Annotated in this window: 15 protein-coding genes and 1 pseudogene; 8 read left to right on the forward strand and 8 right to left on the reverse strand. The window is 63.7% G+C overall.

The genetic code is table 11. The annotated features are described in order from the left end of the window. Positions 1-6 precede the first annotated feature (6 nt). The 3 genes from lptC to kdsD are packed head-to-tail and all read right to left on the reverse strand — an operon-like array spanning position 7 to position 2,155. On the reverse strand, positions 7-612 hold the full coding sequence (gene lptC / locus J8I87_RS04030; protein WP_209930152.1) for an LPS export ABC transporter periplasmic protein LptC: 606 nt from the start codon (positions 610-612) through the stop codon (positions 7-9). Next, on the reverse strand, positions 609-1,172 hold the full coding sequence (locus J8I87_RS04035; RefSeq protein WP_209930153.1) for a KdsC family phosphatase: 564 nt from the start codon (positions 1,170-1,172) through the stop codon (positions 609-611). The genes lptC and J8I87_RS04035 overlap by 4 nt, the downstream gene beginning before the upstream one ends. Beyond that, positions 1,172-2,155 (reverse strand): arabinose 5-phosphate isomerase KdsD, encoded by a 984-nt coding sequence (gene kdsD, locus J8I87_RS04040; RefSeq protein ID WP_209930206.1) that lies wholly within the window; start codon positions 2,153-2,155, stop codon positions 1,172-1,174. Before kdsD ends, J8I87_RS04035 begins: the two co-directional genes overlap by 1 nt. A gap of 147 nt (positions 2,156-2,302) precedes the next feature. Here kdsD and J8I87_RS04045 point away from each other — a divergent pair, with 147 nt between their 5' ends. The 5 genes from J8I87_RS04045 (at position 2,303) to purU (ending at position 7,505) form a co-directional block, all read left to right on the forward strand. Continuing rightward, positions 2,303-4,306: a monovalent cation:proton antiporter family protein gene (locus J8I87_RS04045; protein WP_209930154.1), complete on the forward strand. Its 2,004-nt coding sequence runs from the start codon at positions 2,303-2,305 to the stop codon at positions 4,304-4,306. A gap of 127 nt (positions 4,307-4,433) precedes the next feature. After that, the gene (locus tag J8I87_RS04050) at positions 4,434-5,000 is read left to right on the forward strand and encodes an adenine phosphoribosyltransferase (protein WP_209930155.1); all 567 of its coding nucleotides are present in this window, start codon (positions 4,434-4,436) and stop codon (positions 4,998-5,000) included. A gap of 25 nt (positions 5,001-5,025) precedes the next feature. Next, entirely contained in the window at positions 5,026-5,640 is a 615-nt protein-coding gene (locus J8I87_RS04055; protein ID WP_209930156.1) for a LysE family translocator, read from the forward strand. Between the two features lie 65 nt (positions 5,641-5,705). Next, positions 5,706-6,566 carry a DUF4743 domain-containing protein gene (locus tag J8I87_RS04060; RefSeq protein WP_209930157.1) on the forward strand — a complete coding sequence of 287 codons (861 nt, stop codon included), beginning with the start codon at positions 5,706-5,708 and terminating at the stop codon, positions 6,564-6,566. A gap of 75 nt (positions 6,567-6,641) precedes the next feature. Continuing rightward, positions 6,642-7,505: a formyltetrahydrofolate deformylase gene (gene purU / locus J8I87_RS04065; RefSeq protein WP_209930158.1), complete on the forward strand. Its 864-nt coding sequence runs from the start codon at positions 6,642-6,644 to the stop codon at positions 7,503-7,505. 54 nt (positions 7,506-7,559) lie between these two features. Here the strand turns inward: purU and J8I87_RS04070 are convergent. The 3 genes and pseudogenes from J8I87_RS04070 to uvrA form a co-directional block, all read right to left on the reverse strand. After that, positions 7,560-7,798, reverse strand: a pseudogene (locus J8I87_RS04070) (PepSY domain-containing protein); the annotation flags it as partial. Positions 7,799-8,055: 257 nt separating this feature from the next. Beyond that, positions 8,056-9,144: an AI-2E family transporter gene (locus tag J8I87_RS04075; RefSeq protein WP_209930159.1), complete on the reverse strand. Its 1,089-nt coding sequence runs from the start codon at positions 9,142-9,144 to the stop codon at positions 8,056-8,058. 21 nt (positions 9,145-9,165) lie between these two features. Beyond that, positions 9,166-12,312, reverse strand: a complete 3,147-nt coding sequence (gene uvrA, locus J8I87_RS04080) for an excinuclease ABC subunit UvrA (protein WP_209930160.1) — start codon at positions 12,310-12,312, stop codon at positions 9,166-9,168. Between the two features lie 272 nt (positions 12,313-12,584). Between uvrA and J8I87_RS04085 the strand changes: the two genes are divergently transcribed. Next, complete coding sequence (locus tag J8I87_RS04085) at positions 12,585-13,772, forward strand: MFS transporter (RefSeq protein WP_209930161.1); 1,188 nt, start codon at positions 12,585-12,587, stop codon at positions 13,770-13,772. A 134-nt stretch (positions 13,773-13,906) separates the two neighbouring features. Further along, positions 13,907-14,434, forward strand: coding sequence for a single-stranded DNA-binding protein (locus J8I87_RS04090; RefSeq protein ID WP_209930162.1), 528 nt, complete (start codon positions 13,907-13,909; stop codon positions 14,432-14,434). A gap of 111 nt (positions 14,435-14,545) precedes the next feature. On the opposite strand, the gene J8I87_RS04095 is transcribed toward J8I87_RS04090, so the two are convergent. Beyond that, entirely contained in the window at positions 14,546-15,289 is a 744-nt protein-coding gene (locus J8I87_RS04095) for an SDR family oxidoreductase (RefSeq protein ID WP_209930163.1), read from the reverse strand. Between the two features lie 135 nt (positions 15,290-15,424). On the opposite strand from J8I87_RS04095, the gene J8I87_RS04100 reads away from it, so the two are divergent. Beyond that, a complete protein-coding gene (locus J8I87_RS04100; RefSeq protein WP_209930164.1) occupies positions 15,425-16,330 on the forward strand; it encodes a LysR family transcriptional regulator in 906 nt (301 codons plus the stop codon). Positions 16,331-16,338: 8 nt separating this feature from the next. Here the strand turns inward: J8I87_RS04100 and J8I87_RS04105 are convergent, their stop codons facing one another. Beyond that, entirely contained in the window at positions 16,339-17,142 is an 804-nt protein-coding gene (locus tag J8I87_RS04105; RefSeq protein WP_209930165.1) for a hypothetical protein, read from the reverse strand. Positions 17,143-17,477 lie beyond the last annotated feature (335 nt).

Below are 17,477 nucleotides of genomic sequence, written 5' to 3' on the forward strand. Positions count from 1 at the left end.
ATTGGATTACCTGGGTTGCTTCTGGGAGCCGCCTGAATCGACCGGGGCGATGGCGCCGCGCACATTGCCGAATAGCTGCATCACCCGGGTGACATTGTTGTATTTCATGCCGCTGGCCGTCATGATCGACTGGCCGCGCTGCAGTTTAACCGGCTTTTCCGTCTGGATCACATCGTCATTGACGAGCACGCGAAAATGCGAGGAATCGGCCTGCATCCTCGGGTCGCCGAAGCCGGCATCGCGCACGATCCGCGCATTGTCGTACAGATCGACGATGGAAGCATCGCCATTCACCGTGCCGCGGTCGCCCGTCGCCGTGACGACGGGCTTGCCCGGCTGAAACGCGCGGATCGCCGGTTTTGTCAGATCGCTCACTTCGGTGTCCTCGTAGTGAACGAGCGTCGCCGCCGTGAGGCGGTATTGCGTCGCGCCCGATTGATCCAGCTCGGACACGGAAAAGTTGTCGGCGAAATAGTCGGGCGTGTGCTGCTTCGGCTTGATCACGCCTTCGTCCTGGCGCGGCAGCGTGGCCTGCAGCAGCCAGTACGTGATGCCCGCGAGCGCCGCCATCGCGACGAGCGGAACCAGCGAGGTCCAGCGAAACCGGTTCATCCGACGAGGCCTCGCGGCGTTTCGCCGCTGCATGCGGCCGCGAGCAGCGCGTCATAGCGCCCTTGCGCGCGCAACAGCGCATCGCACACTTCGCGCACGGCGCCGTGACCGCCGCGCGCCTCGCTGACCCAGTGCGCACGGGCGATCACTTCGGGATGCGAATTCGCTGGCGCAGCCGCGAAGCCGACTTTCAGCATAACGGCGAGATCGACCCAATCGTCGCCCATATAGCCGCATTCTTCCGGCGTGAGGCCCGTTTCGTTGAGCAATTGCTCGAATGCCGCGAGCTTGTGTTCCACGCCCTGATAGACATGCGTGATGCGCAGATTCTCTGCGCGCTTCTCGACGATGCCCGATTTGCGCCCCGTGATGATCGCCGTGTCGATGCCCGCTTCGCGCAGCAGCTTCGCGCCGTGGCCGTCCATCGAGTTGAACGCCTTCATCGTGTCGCCTTCGGCCGTAAACAGCAGGCTGCCGTCGGTGAGCACGCCATCGACGTCGAAAATCATCAGCTTCACGCGGCTCGCGCGTTCGGCCGCGGTCAGAGCGGCAGGCGCCATCAGATCACCTTCTTGGAGAACAGGTCGTGCATGTTGAGCGCGCCGATGAGCTTGCCCATTTCATCGACGACCAGCATCTGATTGATCCGGTGACGCTCCATCAGTTCCACCGCTTCGACGGCGAGCCGGTCGGGGCCGATCGTACGCGGTCCATGGGTCATGACGGAATCGATCGACAGCGCGCGGAAATCGCCGTCGCGTTCGAGCACGCGGCGCAGGTCGCCGTCAGTGAAGATGCCCTTGACACGTTCGTTTTCATCGACGATGGCCGTCATGCCCATGCGCTTGGCCGTCAACTGGAAGAGCGCGTCGCGCACGGTCGAGTCGGACAGGACCTTCGGAATCTGATCGCCCGTGCGCATCACGTCGCGCACGTAGGTGAGCAGACGCCGGCCGAGCGCGCCGCCCGGATGAGAGCGCGCGAAGTCGTCGGCGCCGAAGCCGCGCGCTTCGAGCACGGCGACGGCAAGCGCGTCACCCATTGCGAGCGCCGCCGTGGTGCTGGCCGTCGGCGCGAGATTGTGCGGACACGCTTCTTTTTCGACGCCGCAATATAGATGGACGTCGGCGATCTTCGCGAGGCTGGACGCGGGGCGGCCCGTCATCGCGATCATCTTTGCGCCGAGACGCTTGATGAGCGGCAGGATTGCGACGAGTTCTTCCGATTCGCCCGAATTGGACATGCCGATGAACACGTCGTCCGCCGTCACCATGCCGAGGTCGCCGTGGCTTGCTTCGGCGGGATGCACGAAGAAGGCGGGCGTGCCCGTGCTGGCGAGCGTTGCCGCCAGCTTGCGCGCGATATGGCCGGATTTGCCAATGCCGGAGACGACCACGCGCCCACGGCAGCCGAGAATGAAATCGATTGCTTCGACGAACGAGTCGTCGAGATGGTCGCGAAGGGAACGCACGGCGTCCGCTTCGATGTCGAGCACGTCGCGAGCGAGCGCAAGCGCCCGGTCGCCATTGATTTTCGCTATCATCCGGGGAGTATAGCAAAGGCGCCTGTCCGCCGCGCCGGGACCGACCATCCCGGACGTTGCCTTCACCGGCCCCTCAACCTTGCTGCGCGGGCGTTTGCGCGCGGCTTCGCTGACGAACCAGGACGTTCACCCGATGCGCTTTTGCCGATGATCTCCCCGCTCGAAATGACGCTGTTCCTGCTGCTGGCTTCAGTGGTGGGCGTCGTCGTGTTCCGCTATCTGAACCTGCCGCCGATGCTCGGCTATCTGTCGGTGGGGATCGTCATCGGGCCGCACGCGTTCGGCATCGTGCCCGATTCGGTCGGCGCGCAGAATCTCGCGGAATTCGGCGTCGTGTTCCTGATGTTCTCGATCGGGCTGGAGTTCTCGCTGGCGAAGCTTCGCTCGATGCGCACGCTCGTATTCGGCCTGGGCCTGCTGCAGGTGCTCGGCACGATCGCTTTCGCGGTCACGCTCGGCTTCGTGTTCGAACGGTGGGTGCATATTTCGTGGCAGGCCAGCGTCGCGCTGGGCGGCGCGCTCGCGATGTCGTCGACGGCCATCGTCAGCAAGATGCTCGCGGAGCGGCTCGAGATCGAAACCGAGCACGGCCGCAATATCTTCGGCGTGCTGCTGTTCCAGGATCTGGCCGTGGTGCCGCTGCTGATCATCATCTCGGCGCTGGGCGGTCATTCCGACGACCTGCTGAAAGCGCTCGGTGTCGCGTCGATCAAGATCGTGATAGCGCTGGCGCTGCTCCTGATCGTCGGACAGAAGTTCATGACGCGCTGGTTCAACGTGGTGGCGCGGCGCCGCTCGCAGGAGCTGTTCATCCTGAACCTGCTGCTCGTGACGCTGGGCGCGGCGTTCATCACCGACAAGTTCGGCCTGTCGCTCGCGCTCGGCGCCTTCATTGCGGGCATGCTGATCGCCGAGACACCGTACCGGCATCAGGTGGAAGAGGACATCAAGCCGTTCCGCGACGTGCTGCTCGGTCTCTTCTTCGTGACGACGGGCATGCTGCTGAACCCGATGGTGATCTGGCAGCATCCGCTGCTCGTGCTCGCGTTCCTGCTCGGCCCGGTGCTGCTCAAGGCCGTGATGATCACGGGTCTTGCGCGCCTGTTCGGCGCGACGCCCGGCGTTGCGATGCGCACGGGCATCGGGCTCGCGCAGGCGGGCGAATTCGGCTTCGTGCTGCTCAATCTGATTCTCGACAAGCACCTCGTCGATGCGACGCTGTTGCAGGCGATTCTCGCCGCGATGCTGCTGTCGATGCTCGCCGCGCCGTTCCTGATCCAGAACGCTGACCGGATCGTGCTGCGGCTGTCGTCGACGGAATGGATGATGCAATCGCTGCAGATGACGCGCATCGCGACGCAAAGCCTCAAGCAGAGCGGCCACGTGATCATCTGCGGCTATGGCCGCGCCGGGCAGAACCTGGCGCGCATGCTGGAGCACGAAGGGCTCTCGTACGTCGCGCTCGACCTCGATCCCGACCGCGTGGCGGCGGCCGCGGCGGCGGGTGAATCCGTCGTGTTCGGCGACGCTGGGCGGCGCGAGTCGCTGCTGGCCGCGGGCATCCATCGCGCGGCGACCGTCGCGATCACCTATGCGAACACACCGTCCGCGCTGCGCGTGCTGCACAACATCCACGAACTCGAACCGACGTTGCCTGTGATCGTGCGCACCGTCGATGATAGCGACCTCGAAAAGCTGCTCGCGGCGGGCGCGACCGAGGTGATTCCGGAGATCGTCGAAGGCAGCCTGATGCTGGCTTCGCATACGCTCGTCGTGATGGGCGTGCCGATGCGGCGCGTCGTGCGGCGCGTCGAGGAGCTGCGCGACGAGCGTTACAGCCTGCTGCGCGGCTACTTCCACGGCGCCGACGACGTCGAAGACGACGACGGCCACGAACAGGTGCGGCTACAATCGGTCCCCGTCGATGAAAAAGCCGATGCCGTCGGGCGCACGCTCGAAGAGCTCGGGCTGTTCGATCTCGGTGTCGAAGTGACGGCGATTCGCCGGCATGGCATTCGCGGCGTCGAGCCCGATCCCTCGACCAAACTGCGCGCAAGCGACATCGTCGTGCTGCGCGGCCTGCCCGAAGCGCTGGCGGAAGCGGAGGAACGTTTGTCCAAGCATCGGCGACCGGGCGCGGCGGCGGCCTGACGCTTGCTGCAACACTTCATCGATGAATCACGCGGCGCGCGGCGTTCACGACGATCGGCGAACGTGCGCCGCACTCACGCAACTCATGGGAAATATCTGGGTTCTCACGGACCCGTCTGGAGTCATCATGTCCAACGCGCCTGCGAACAAGCCATTCGATCCGGCCGAATACATCAACAGCCAGATCCGCACGGTGCCCGACTGGCCGCAGGCCGGCGTGAAGTTTCGCGACATCACGCCGCTTTTGCAAAACCCGAAGACGCTGCGCGTGCTGATCGATCTGTTCGTGCAGCGCTATATCGACAAGAAGCTCGACTATGTCGCGGGACTCGATGCGCGCGGCTTCATCATCGGGCCGGTCATCGCATACGAGCTGAACCTCGGCTTCATTCCGATCCGCAAGATCGGCAAGCTGCCGTATAAGACGGTGTCCGAATCATACGAGCTCGAATACGGCTCCGCGACCGTCGAGATTCACGAAGACGCGTGCAAGCCGGGCGACCGCGTCGTCATCATCGACGATCTGATCGCGACGGGCGGCACGATGATGGCAGGCAAAAAGCTGCTCGAGCGTCTCGGCGCGACGGTGCTTGAAGGCGCGGCCATCATCGACCTGCCCGAACTCGGCGGCTCGAAGCTGCTGCGCGAAGCGGGCCTGCCGCTTTTCACCGTCACGACCTTCGGCGGCCACTGATTTCACCACACGGAGCCTCTACCCGATGCCCAACTTCATGCTCTTTCTCGCGACGTCGATAGCGATCACGTTCGCGCCCGGTCCCGACAATCTGCAAGTTCTCGCGCGCGGCATCTCGCAAGGACGCGCCGCGGGCTTCGTCGCCGCGCTCGGCTTCGCGGCGGGCATCTCGTTTCACACGACGCTTGCCGCGCTCGGCGTCGCCGCCGTGCTGCGTTCGTCGCCCGTCGCGTTCGAAGTCATCAAGCTCGCGGGCGCGGCGTATCTGATCTGGATCGGCATCAAGGCGCTGCGCAGCAAAGGCCTCGCGACGGCGCACGAGCGCGCGCCGCAGCCGCTCGCATCGATCTTCCGGCAGAGCGTGATCGGCAACATGCTCAATCCGAAGGTGACGTTGTTCTTCGTCGTGTTTCTGCCGCAATTCGTCGACCCGCATGGCGCGCAGAGCGTCACGCTGCAAATGCTCGAACTGGGGGCGCTGTTCATGCTGCAAACGGTCGCCGTGTTTTCGCTGTTCGGCGTGTGCGCGGGCATGATCGGCGGCTGGCTGAAGCGTCGTCCGCGCGCGGGCGTGTGGCTCGACCGGCTGGCGGGCACGACCTTCATCGCGATCGGCATCCGCGTCGCGTTGCGCGACTGATTCATCGCGCCCCGCGCGCGCAGTGCGGGGCGTCACGTTTTCGCATCACGCTGTCGGGAGTGTTCATGTCTTTGCCTTGCATCGTCGCCGCGCGCCGTTTCGATCCCGCGCTCCATCTGCCGTTCATGATCGGCGCGGAACGCGTCGGCTGGATTCGTGCGAGCGATATGCCGCTGCTTGTGCGCTGGCCCGACGTATTCGATATCGATGCACGCGGCGTGAGGTTGTCGCCGCGCTTCGATACCGTCGATCTGCGCAGCGCCGCGCTCGGCGTGGTGATCGGCGCGCTTGCCGCGGACGGCCGCATTCCCGGCTGGCGCGACGAAACCTACGCGATCCGCAATGCGTTCGATGCGCCGCCGCTCGCGTATATCGAACGCGCGGCGTCACGCTTTTTCGGCACGATGACGTACGCGGTGCATTTGAACGGCGTCGTAGAATATGCAGAGTCTGCGTCACGCGGCGCGCCGCAGTTGTGGATCGCGCGTCGCAGCGAGACGAAGGCGACCGATCCCGGCATGCTCGACAATGTCGTCGCGGGCGGCATCGGCTGGGGTTTCAGTCTTGCCGATACGATCATCAAGGAGTGCTGGGAAGAAGCGGGCATTCCGGAAGAAATCGCCGCGCATGCGGTCGCGGGGCGCACAGCACATGTGCTGCAATCGCTGCCGGAAGGCACGCAGGCCGAGCAGATTTTCATCTACGATCTGGCGCTGCCCGAAGACTTCGCGCCGCGCAATCAGGACGGCGAAGTCGGCGAACATCGGCTGGCGCGTATCGAAGATGTCGCGCAATGGATCGAAGACGGCGCGATGACAGTCGATGCGAGCCTCGCGACGCTCGACTGCCTGCTGCGCCGACGCTGGATCGACGAAGACGCATGCGCGGGCATCGACGCGCTGTTCGCGCCGCCCGTGTTCGCGTGACGAATGGCGGCGCGCCTGTAGCACGGCATCACACGCTCTACGAAACACGCACTGAAGAAGGGAGTCACCGAGGTCATGTCGACCGAACACAGCTTTATCCTCAAACTGTCGTGCGCCGACCGGCCCGGCATCGTTCATGCCGTTTCGGGCTTTCTGTTCGAGCGCGGCAGCAACATCCTCGACTCCGCGCAGTTCGGCGACAGCCACACGGGTGAGTTTTTCATGCGCGTCCACTTCCAGCAGGTGGGCGGCGATCCTGGCCTCGAAGCGCTGCGCGCGGCGTTCGCGACGCTCGCCGAACAATTCGGCATGCGTTGGGAACTGCACGACGCAAACGTGAAGCCGCGCGTCGTGATCATGGTGTCGAAGATCGGCCACTGCCTGAACGATTTGCTGTTCCGCTATCGCACGGGGCAACTGAACATCGAGATTCCCGCGATCATCTCGAACCACAAGGAGTTCTATCAGCTCGCCGCGAGCTACGACATTCCGTTCCATCATTTCCCGCTGACGTCGAAGGACACGAAGGCGCAGCAGGAAGCGCGGGTGCTCGAAGTGATCGACGAATGCAAGGCTGACCTCGTCGTGCTCGCGCGCTACATGCAGATTCTGTCGCCGCAATTGTGCGACCAGCTTGCCGGCCGCGCGATCAACATCCATCACTCGTTCCTGCCGAGCTTCAAGGGTGCGAAGCCGTACTACCAGGCGTTCGACCGCGGCGTGAAGCTGATCGGCGCAACGGCGCATTACGTGACAACGGATCTCGACGAAGGCCCGATCATCGAGCAGGAAGTGGAGCGCGTCGATCACAGCATGACGCCGGATCAATTGACGGCGATTGGCCGCGATGTCGAATGTGTGACGCTTGCGCGCGCCGTGAAGTGGCACGTCGAGCACCGTATCGTGCTGAACGGCAGCAAGACGGTGGTGTTCCGCTGATTCGTCTTCGTTGATGTGAAACCGGCGCGGGCCTTGACTGGCCGCGCCGGTTTTTTATTGCGAAGCCGCGCTTTCCGTTTGCGTCCCGACGACGCGTGCAGCCGGCTTGCGCGTGCTCGTCGCATGGCGGCGCGCATTCAGCTTCTTGAGCCAGATCAGCAGGCCCGTCACGCTCAGCATGGCCACCATCACGCCGACGCAACTGATCACGATGCGTCCGCCCGTGCCGAGGATGCGCCCTGCGCCTGCATGAAGAGGTCGCCCGCCGTTCCCCGGCCAGGAGCCTGCGCGCCGAATGACGGACATGATGGCGTATCTACTTGCGAATAAGAACGATTCCCATCTTATGGGGTGGCGCGGTTATCGCAAGCGTTGAGTCAGCGCCGGTAAGCCGGATTTGCGGGAAGACGGCGGCTCGCGGGGCGATCGGTAGATGGAAGCCGTTTTGCCCGATTGCGACAAAACGTCGCATCACCGATATGTCAACGGCGAAACAAGGGCGGCCTGCCTGGCCGCCCCTTCGCGTGCGTGACTGACTTCCCGGAGACAGTCACACGAGCCGCAAGTAAATCAGTTCCCGTTTGATGTACGCGTAGAAAATCGGCGCGGCGATCACGCCCGGAATGCCGAACGCCGCCTCCATGACGAGCATCGCGATCAGCAGCTCCCAGGCGCGCGCCTCGATCTGTCCGCCGATAATGCGCGCGTTCAGGAAGTACTCGAGCTTGTGGATCAGTATCAGGAACACGAGCGCCGTCACGGCGGCGGGAAAGCTCACCGATAACGCCACGGCGACGATCAGCGTATTCGAGATCAGGTTGCCGATCACAGGCAGCAGCCCCACGATAAACGTGATGATGACGAGGGTCTTCGCCATCGGCAGCGGCGCGTGAAAGAGCGGCAGCAGCAACAGCAGGAAGATGCCGGTGAACACCGTGTTGATCGCCGAGATCTTCACCTGCGCGAAGACGATGCGGCGGAACGCATCGGCAAAACGGCTGACGCGCGTGATGAACGCCGTCGACAGCGGCAGCCGCTGCATATGCTTCTGCGCACCGACCGCGATGATCGCGCCGATGATCATGCCGATCAGCACATGCGTGAAGATGCGCGCCGCGTTCTTGCCGCCTTGCGAGAGCGTGCCCGCGTGCGTTTGCATCAGCACGGCGGCCTTTTCCTTCATCTGTTCTGTGGAGACAGGCAGGTTTTGCGCGATGAATTGCGGCAGCCGGCCGCGCGCCTGGTCGATCAGCGCCATCGCCTGGTCGAGCAGCTTCTGGACGCTCGGCACGTCGCGCTCGAAATGATCGATGACGGCGATGGTGAAGCCCGCCAGCACGCCGACGATCACGGCGGACAGGATCACCACCGCGAGCCAGCGTGCCCGGCCGCTCGACATGTGCTTTTCGATGCGCGGCGCGAGGATATGCACAAGCTGGAACACAAGCATGCCGGCGAGCAGCGCGCCCAGCAGCTTCAGTTCGAGCACCGCCCACATCGCGAGCAGCGCCACGATATAGCTGCCGATTTCGACCGCCGACAGCTTCGGCAGGCTCATGTCGCTGGTCAGCCTGACCGGGCGAGGGCGCAGATCCTGCACCTGCCCGCTGTCGTCGCGGGCCTGATTACGCTTGGCCATGGCTATCTATAGTCTCCAACCTCAGGTTTTCACGCCCGGTTTGCCGGCCTTCGCCGGCGCTTTTTCCGACGCCTTCGTCGATGCTTTGACGGATTTTGCCACCGGCTTCGTCGCCGATTTCGAAGTCGATTTGGGTGCATCGGCCGCGACGGCCTTTTTCAGCCTTGCCGGTTTTACGGCAGGATTCACGGATTCTGCAGCCTCGCCGCTCACGCTCTTCCCGGCCTCGACGTCCGGCTGTTCCCCGGACGCCTGCTCCGCGTTCTGCGCCACGGCTTGCGCTTCCTGCATGACTGATGCATCCGACATGCCGCGCGCCAACAGCGGCGCCAGATAACGTCCGGTAAAACTTGCCTTCGAGTTTGCGATCTGCTCCGGCGTGCCCTGCGCGATGATCTGGCCGCCGCCGGCGCCGCCTTCGGGACCGAGATCGATCACCCAGTCGGCTGTTTTTATCACATCGAGATTATGCTCGATGATGACAACCGTATTTCCTTGATCCCGCAACCGGTGAATCACTTCGAGCAGCAGCGCGATATCGTGGAAGTGCAGCCCCGTGGTCGGCTCGTCGAGGATGTACAGCGTGCGACCCGTATCGCGCTTGCTCAGTTCCAGCGACAGCTTCACGCGTTGCGCCTCGCCGCCCGACAGCGTGGTCGCCGACTGGCCGAGCCGGATATAGCCGAGGCCCACGTCGAGCAGCGTCTTCAGCTTGCGCGCGACGACGGGCACGGCCTTGAAGAAGTCGTACGCGTGTTCGACCGTCATCTCCAGCACTTCGCTGATGTTCTGGCCTTTGTACAGAATGTCGAGCGTTTCGCGGTTGTAGCGCTTGCCGTGACAGACATCGCACGGCACGTAGACGTCCGGCAGAAAGTGCATCTCGACCTTCAGCACGCCGTCGCCCTGACACGATTCGCAGCGCCCGCCCTTCACGTTGAACGAGAAGCGGCCCGGATCGTAGCCGCGTTCTTTGGCGGCGGGCACGCCCGCGAACAGTTCGCGGATCGGCGTGAACACGCCCGTGTAGGTGGCGGGATTCGAGCGCGGCGTGCGGCCGATCGGCGACTGGTCGACGTTGATGACCTTGTCGAAATGCTCGAGGCCTTCGATCGCCTCGAACGGCGAAGGCTCCGCGGACGAGCCGTACAGGTGTTGCGCGACCGCGTGATACAGCGTGTCGTTGATCAGCGTCGACTTGCCTGAGCCCGACACGCCCGTCACGCAGGTCAGCAGACCGACGGGCAGATCGAGCGTCACGTGCTTCAGGTTGTTGCCGTAAGCCTCGAGGATGCGCAAATGACGCTCGTCGGCCTGCTTGCGGTCATCGGGGAATTCGATGCGGCGCGTGCCCGCCAGATACTGGCCCGTCATCGACGCGGGATCGGCTTGCACCTCGACGGGCGTGCCTTCGGCGATCACCATGCCGCCGTGCTCGCCCGCGCCCGGCCCCATATCGACGACGTAATCGGCCATGCGGATCATGTCTTCGTCGTGCTCGACGACGATCACGGAGTTGCCGAGATCGCGCAGATGCTTGAGCGTGGAAATGAGGCGGTCGTTGTCGCGCTGATGCAGGCCGATCGACGGTTCGTCGAGCACATACATCACGCCCGTGAGCCCCGAGCCGATCTGCGACGCGAGGCGGATGCGCTGCGCCTCGCCGCCCGACAGCGTTTCGGCGCTGCGCTCCAGTGACAGATAGTCGAGCCCGACGTTATTCAGGAACATCAGACGCGCGACGATTTCCTTGATGACCTTGTCGGCGATTTCGCGCTTCGCGCCTTCGAGACGCAGCGTCTGGAAGTAGCCGAGCGTGTCGCGCAGCGGCCAGCCGCTGATTTCATAGATGCCGCGCGCATCCTTCTCCACGCCAATGCGCACGAAACGCGCTTCGCGGCGCAAACGCGTGCCTTCGCACGACGGGCACGCCTGGTTGTTCTGGTACTTCGCGAGTTCCTCGCGAACCGCGACGGAATCGGTCTCGCGATAACGCCGCTCCAGATTCGGAATGATCCCTTCGAACACATGCTCGCGCACGGAAGTCCGGCCGCGCTCGTTGATGTACGAGAACGGCACCGTCTGCTTGCCGGAGCCGTACAGCAGGATGTGGCGCACCTTTTCGGGCAGGTCTTCGAACGCGGTGTCGATGTCGAATTCGTAGAACGCCGCGAGGCTTTGCAGCATCTGGAAGTAGAACTGGTTGCGCCGGTCCCAGCCCTTCACCGCGCCCGCCGCGAGCGACAGCGACGGATGCGCGACCACCCGCTTCGGATCGAAGAACGTGATCTGGCCGAGGCCATCGCACTCCGGGCACGCGCCCATCGGGTTGTTGAACGAGAAGAGGCGCGGCTCCAGTTCCTGCAACGAATACGAGCAGATCGGACACGCGAACTTCGAACTGAACAGGTGCTCTTTGTCCGTGTCCATTTCGAGCGCGATCGCGCGGCCGTCTGCGAGGCGCAGCGCCGTTTCGAACGATTCGGCGAGCCGCTGCTTCGCGTCCGCGCGCACCTTCAGACGGTCGACGACGACGTCGATGGTGTGCTTGTCGTTCTTTTTCAGCTGCGGCAGCGAGTCCACTTCGTAGATCTTCGCGACGCCTTCGTTCGCGGTGCCGCCGCCCGAGCGCACGCGAAACCGGATGAAGCCTTGCGCCTGCATATCTTCGAACAGTTCGGTGTGCTCGCCCTTGCGGTTCGCGACGACGGGCGCGAGGATCATCAGCTTCGTGTCCTCCGGCAGCGCGAGCGCGGCGTCCACCATCTGCGAGACGCTTTGCGCCTGCAGCGGAATTTCGTGGTCCGGGCAGTAAGGCGTGCCGACACGTGCGTAAAGTAGCCGCAGGTAGTCGTGGATTTCGGTGACGGTGCCGACCGTCGAGCGCGGGTTGTGCGAGGTCGCCTTCTGCTCGATGGAAATGGCGGGCGACAGACCCTCGATCAGATCGACGTCGGGCTTTTCCATCAACTGCAAAAATTGCCGCGCATACGCGGACAGGCTCTCCACATAGCGGCGCTGGCCTTCGGCATAGAGCGTGTCGAAGGCGAGTGACGATTTGCCCGAGCCGGACAGGCCGGTAATCACGACCAGCTTGTGACGCGGCAAGTCGAGATTGACGTTCTTCAGGTTGTGGGTCCGAGCCCCACGGATACGGATTTGTTCCATGAACCGGCGGGAAGAGGGGAAGGCTAAACCTGCTACTATAACGACTTTTCCAGACCGCCGTTACGGCTTCCTGACAGCGCGTAAACGGTCTGCTGACAGAGACGAAAGCGTCGTTTTTTGCGGGTCCGGCGTCGCGGCGAATAGCCCGTAATTGAGGGCGCCTCTCGTCGTCTGCAAGGCAGACGGCGCCGGCGCAAGCACGGCGGGCATCGCAAGCCGCGCATGCAGGGCTCCGAGCGATCCGCCGGCCGTTCATTCGAAAATCGTTCCCGATGTCCAATCCGTCTGCCACTTCTTCACGCATGAGCGCGCCTGAACTGCGCGCGACCGTGTCGCTCGCTGCGATCTTTGCGCTGCGCATGCTGGGGCTGTTCATGATCATGCCCGTCTTCTCGATCTACGCGAAGACGATTCCGGGCGGCGACAACGTGCTGCTGGTCGGCATCGCGCTCGGCGCGTACGGCGTGACGCAATCGCTGCTCTACATTTTCTACGGCTGGGTTTCGGACATGGTCGGCCGCAAGCCCGTCATTGCGATGGGGCTGCTGATCTTCGCGCTCGGCAGCTTCGTCGCCGCGGCCGCGCACGACATGACGTGGATCATCGTCGGCCGCGTGATTCAGGGCATGGGCGCGGTGTCGTCGGCGGTGATCGCGTTCATCGCGGACCTGACGGCGGAAGAGCATCGCACGAAGGCGATGGCGATGGTGGGCGGCTCGATCGGCGTGTCGTTCGCGGTGGCGATCGTCGGCGCGCCGATCGTGTTCCATTGGGTCGGCATGAGCGGTCTGTTCGCGCTCGTCGGCATCTTCTCGATTCTCGCGATCGGCGTCGTGCTGTGGATCGTGCCCGATGCGCCGAAGCCCATGCACGTGCCCGCGCCGTTCCACGAAGTCCTGCATAACAAGGAGCTGCTGCGCCTGAACTTCGGCGTGCTGGTGCTGCATGCGACCCAGACGGCGCTTTTCCTCGTCGTGCCGCGCATCCTCGAAGCGGGCGGATTGCCCGTCGCGTCGCACTGGAAGATCTACCTGCCCGTGATGGGGCTCGCGTTCGTGATGATGGTTCCCGCGATCATCGCGGCCGAAAAGCGCGGCAAGATGAAGGCGGTGGTGCTGGGTGCGATTGGTCTTATCCTGATCGGCCAGTTACTGTTGGGCGCCGCACCGCATACCATTCTGACTGTGGCGGCGATCCTGTTCGTCTATTTTCTCGGCTTCAATATTCTCGAGGCTTCGCAGCCGTCGCTGGTGTCGAAGCTGGCGCCGGGCAACCGCAAGGGCGCGGCGGCGGGCGTCTACAACACGACGCAGTCGATCGGTCTTGCAATGGGCGGCGTGATCGGCGGCTGGCTGCTGAAAGTGGATGGACAGAGCGCTGTGTTTTTTGCATGTTCGGGGCTCGTAGCTTGCTGGCTTATAATCGCCGCCAGCATGAAGCAGCCGCCGCGCAAAGCATAATTTTTACGGTACGAATTTAAAGGCGGCGGTCAAACGGGGAGCGGGGCGGGCTTTCCGGTCACTGACACAGGCGGCCGTGGTGTAGCAAGCCAACGGTGCCGCGTCGCCGGAAACGGAATCAACAGGAGAAACTCATGGCATCCGTGAACAAGGTCATTCTCGTCGGCAATCTGGGCGCCGATCCGGAAGTCCGTTACCTTCCTAGCGGCGACGCAGTGGCGAACATCCGCCTTGCGACCACCGACCGCTACAAGGACAAGCAGACGGGCGAATTCAAGGAAATGACCGAATGGCACCGCGTCTCGTTCTTCGGGCGCCTTGCCGAGATCGTGTCGGAGTATCTGAAGAAGGGCTCGTCGGTGTATATCGAAGGCCGCATCCGCACGCGCAAGTATCAGGCGCAGGACGGCACCGACCGTTACTCGACGGAAATCGTCGCTGACCAGATGCAGATGCTCGGCGGCCGAGGCGGCGCGGGTGGTGGTGGCGGTGGTGGCGGCGACGAAGGCGGCTACAGCCGTGGCGAATCGATGGAGCGCGGCGGCGGCCGCATGTCCGGCGGTGGCGGCCGTGTGGCGGGCGGCGGTGGCGGCGGTCAGAGCCGCCCGAGCGCGCCGGCTGGCGGCGGCTTCGATGAGATGGATGACGACATTCCGTTCTGACGCTCCGTAACCGCAGAAGCTGAACACCAACCCCGCCTCCGTGCGGGGTTTTTGCTTTTGCGCCACCGTTTCGTCATGCTGGCATCGGGCGGACGCAACCGGCCCCGTGTCTCAAGCCAACCCGCCGTTCGCTCGCAGAATCTGCCCATTGACCCACGCGCCATCGGGCCCGGCAAGAAACGCGACCACTGACGCAATATCTTCCGGTTGCCCGAGCCGTTGCAGCGGCGGCATCTTCGCGAAGTTCTGAACCTGTTCTTCCGTCTTGCCGTCGAGGAACAGCGACGTTGCGATCGGCCCGGGCGCCACCGCATTCACGGTGATGTTGCGGCCGCGCAGTTCTTTCGCGAACACATGCGTGAACGCTTCGACGGCCGCCTTCGTCGCGTTGTAGACGGCGTAGCCCGGCATGTTCAGCGCGAGCGTCGTGCTCGAAAAATTGACGATGCGCCCGCCGTCGTTCAGGCGGGAGGCCGCTTCTCGCAGCGTGTTGAACGTGCCGCGCACATTGATATCGAAAGTCTGTGCGTAAAGCGCGTCGCTTGTATCGGCAAGCGGCACCGTTTTCAGCACGCCGGCGTTGTTGACGAGCACATCGACCCGGCCGAGCTGCTGCTCCGCCGCGTCGAACATGCGGCGCACGTCGTCGGCGTTCGACACGTCCGCCTTGATCGCGATCGCGGCCGCGCCTTCCGCCTTCAGTCCGGCGACGAGCGCGTCGGCTTCCTGCGAACTCGCCGCATAGTTCACGACGACGGCAAATCCTTCGCTCGCGAGCCGTCGCGCGATGGCTGCGCCGATCCCGCGCGACGCGCCCGTGACGATAGCGACCTGGGCATTTTTCACGTTGTTCATGATCCGATTCCTCGATGTGGTGAGTAGGTGACGAGCATGATCGGATAGATTGACGCGTAGATAATCAGCTGGAATCCGTTATCATCATTCCATTTGCTTTAACAAAAGTCCCGAACCCTCTCGTAGCGAGCCGTCATGGACCGTTTTCAGGAAATGCAGGTGTTCGTCCGCATTGCCGAGCGGCAGAGCTTCACGCGCGCCGCCGACGATCTGCAGATTCCGCGCGCCACCGTCACGAATCTGATGAAGCGGATGGAAGCGCGGCTCGGCGCGCGGCTGCTCGAGCGCACGACGCGCACCGTGCGCCTCACGCACGACGGCGAAGCGTACTACCGCCGCTGCATCCGGCTGCTCGCGGACATGGAAGAGGCCGAAGGCTCCTTTCGCAACGCAGCGCCGAAGGGACTGTTGCGCGTGAATCTGCAAGGCACGCTCGCACGGCATTTCGTCGTCCCCGCGCTGCCGGACTTTCTCGCGCGCTTTCCGGGCATCGAGCTGCACATTGGCGAAGACGACCGGCTGGTCGATCTCGTGCGTGAGGGCGTCGATTGCGTGCTGCGCGCGGGCAATTTGCAGGATTCGTCGATGGTGGGGCGGCGCGTCGCGCGGCTCGAACAGGTGACGGTCGCAAGTCCCGCATACCTGGAACGGCATGGCACGCCTGACGGCATCGCGGCGCTGACCACGCATCGCGCCGTCAACTACATATCGAGCGCGACGGGCGATGCGCTGCCGCTCGAATTCACCGTCGACGAACGCATCGTCGAGACGAATCTCGAAGCAATCGTTTCGGTGACGGGCGCCGATCTCTATACGGGCGCGGCACTCGCCGGGCTCGGTCTCGTTCAGGTGCCGCGCTATCGCGTGCAAGGCGAACTGGCTGCGGGCAGCCTCGTCGTCGTGCTGCCGCAGTTTCCTCCGCCGCCGCTGCCCGTCACGGTGCTGTATCCGCAAAACCGTCAGTTGTCGTCGCGCGTACGGGTGTTCGCGCAATGGCTGCGCGATATCTTCGATGCGGCGGGCGGCCTCAAGGTCGGCTGACAGTCGCGCTAATGCGCGCGGTCGAGATGCTCGAGCGCGTTGCGCATCGGCGTGCTGGACGAAATGATCGGCCCTGTCAGCGGCGTGTCCAGATCGACGATCACATATACCGCGGAGGCAATCGACACCGCGCCGAGCATGATCATCACGAGCGCGAGTGCATTGCGCGGCGCGACGAGGCCGAAACTCAGGAAGATGATCATCAGCCAGAACGTGAGCGTCGTGAGAAAGGGTATCGAGATCGAGCTGTGCGCTTCTTCGATCAAGGTCCAGCGCGCCTCGATCACGCGCTCGAAGCGCGCGAGGCATTCCGCCTGCGTACGTTCCTGATAGCTGTCGGCGGGCTTCAACTGGCGCACCGCGACGTACGACGCATTGAGGATATCGCCGAGGCGCCCGTCTTCGAGCTTGTCGTGACGGAGGTCGGCGGTGAACCTCGGATAGCTGCCTGGCGGCGCTTGCTCGCCCGGCCACGTCGAGGCAATGGCGGCAGCCGTGTAGGTGCGCAGCAGCTTGCGGGCGGAATCTGCGTCGGGGCCGTACTCGCGCAGCGCCGTGTCAAGTTGGATCAGCGCGGCGGCATACGAGCGGAAGTCGTTACCCACCGTATCGAAGCTGCTTTTCGCCGATGCCGTGAGCAGCCCTAGCACCAGCGCCGCGAACGTCACGAGCATCGTCATCACGAGCTGGATCAACTGCAAGGTCTCGTGCCTGCGGTGCTCTTCCGGCAGATACGGCTTGCCGAAAAAGCCGACTCCCGTTCCCGCGAGAAGCAGGATGAACACCATCAGCGCTGACAGAGTCTCTCGCATGAGCATGGTCCGCGTAACCGTCGCTTCGCTAATGTCCGACAACTTCGAGGCGCGGGCAAGCTTCGCCTTCGAACTGTCAAATCTCGCTGCATCAAACCCAAATAGTGTGACCGGGACGCCGACTCGCAGCGCGTGTCCGTTGCGCGAGATCAAACCGGACCACGTCTGGGCGCGACGGAGGCGGGCGGGCCGTAAAGTTTTCGGCGAATCAGCCGTAACTGCCAACGTGGTGCGTTTGCTTAATTTCAATCGAGTTGCGGACCTTGCCTATCGGCCTGGGCGCAGCAAGCCTGCCATGGAACCTTGGACATTCCAGTCAGGCGGCCATAGGAGAC

Origin of the sequence: Paraburkholderia sp. LEh10 (assembly GCF_017814945.1) — a bacterium.
GTDB lineage: Bacteria > Pseudomonadota > Gammaproteobacteria > Burkholderiales > Burkholderiaceae > Paraburkholderia.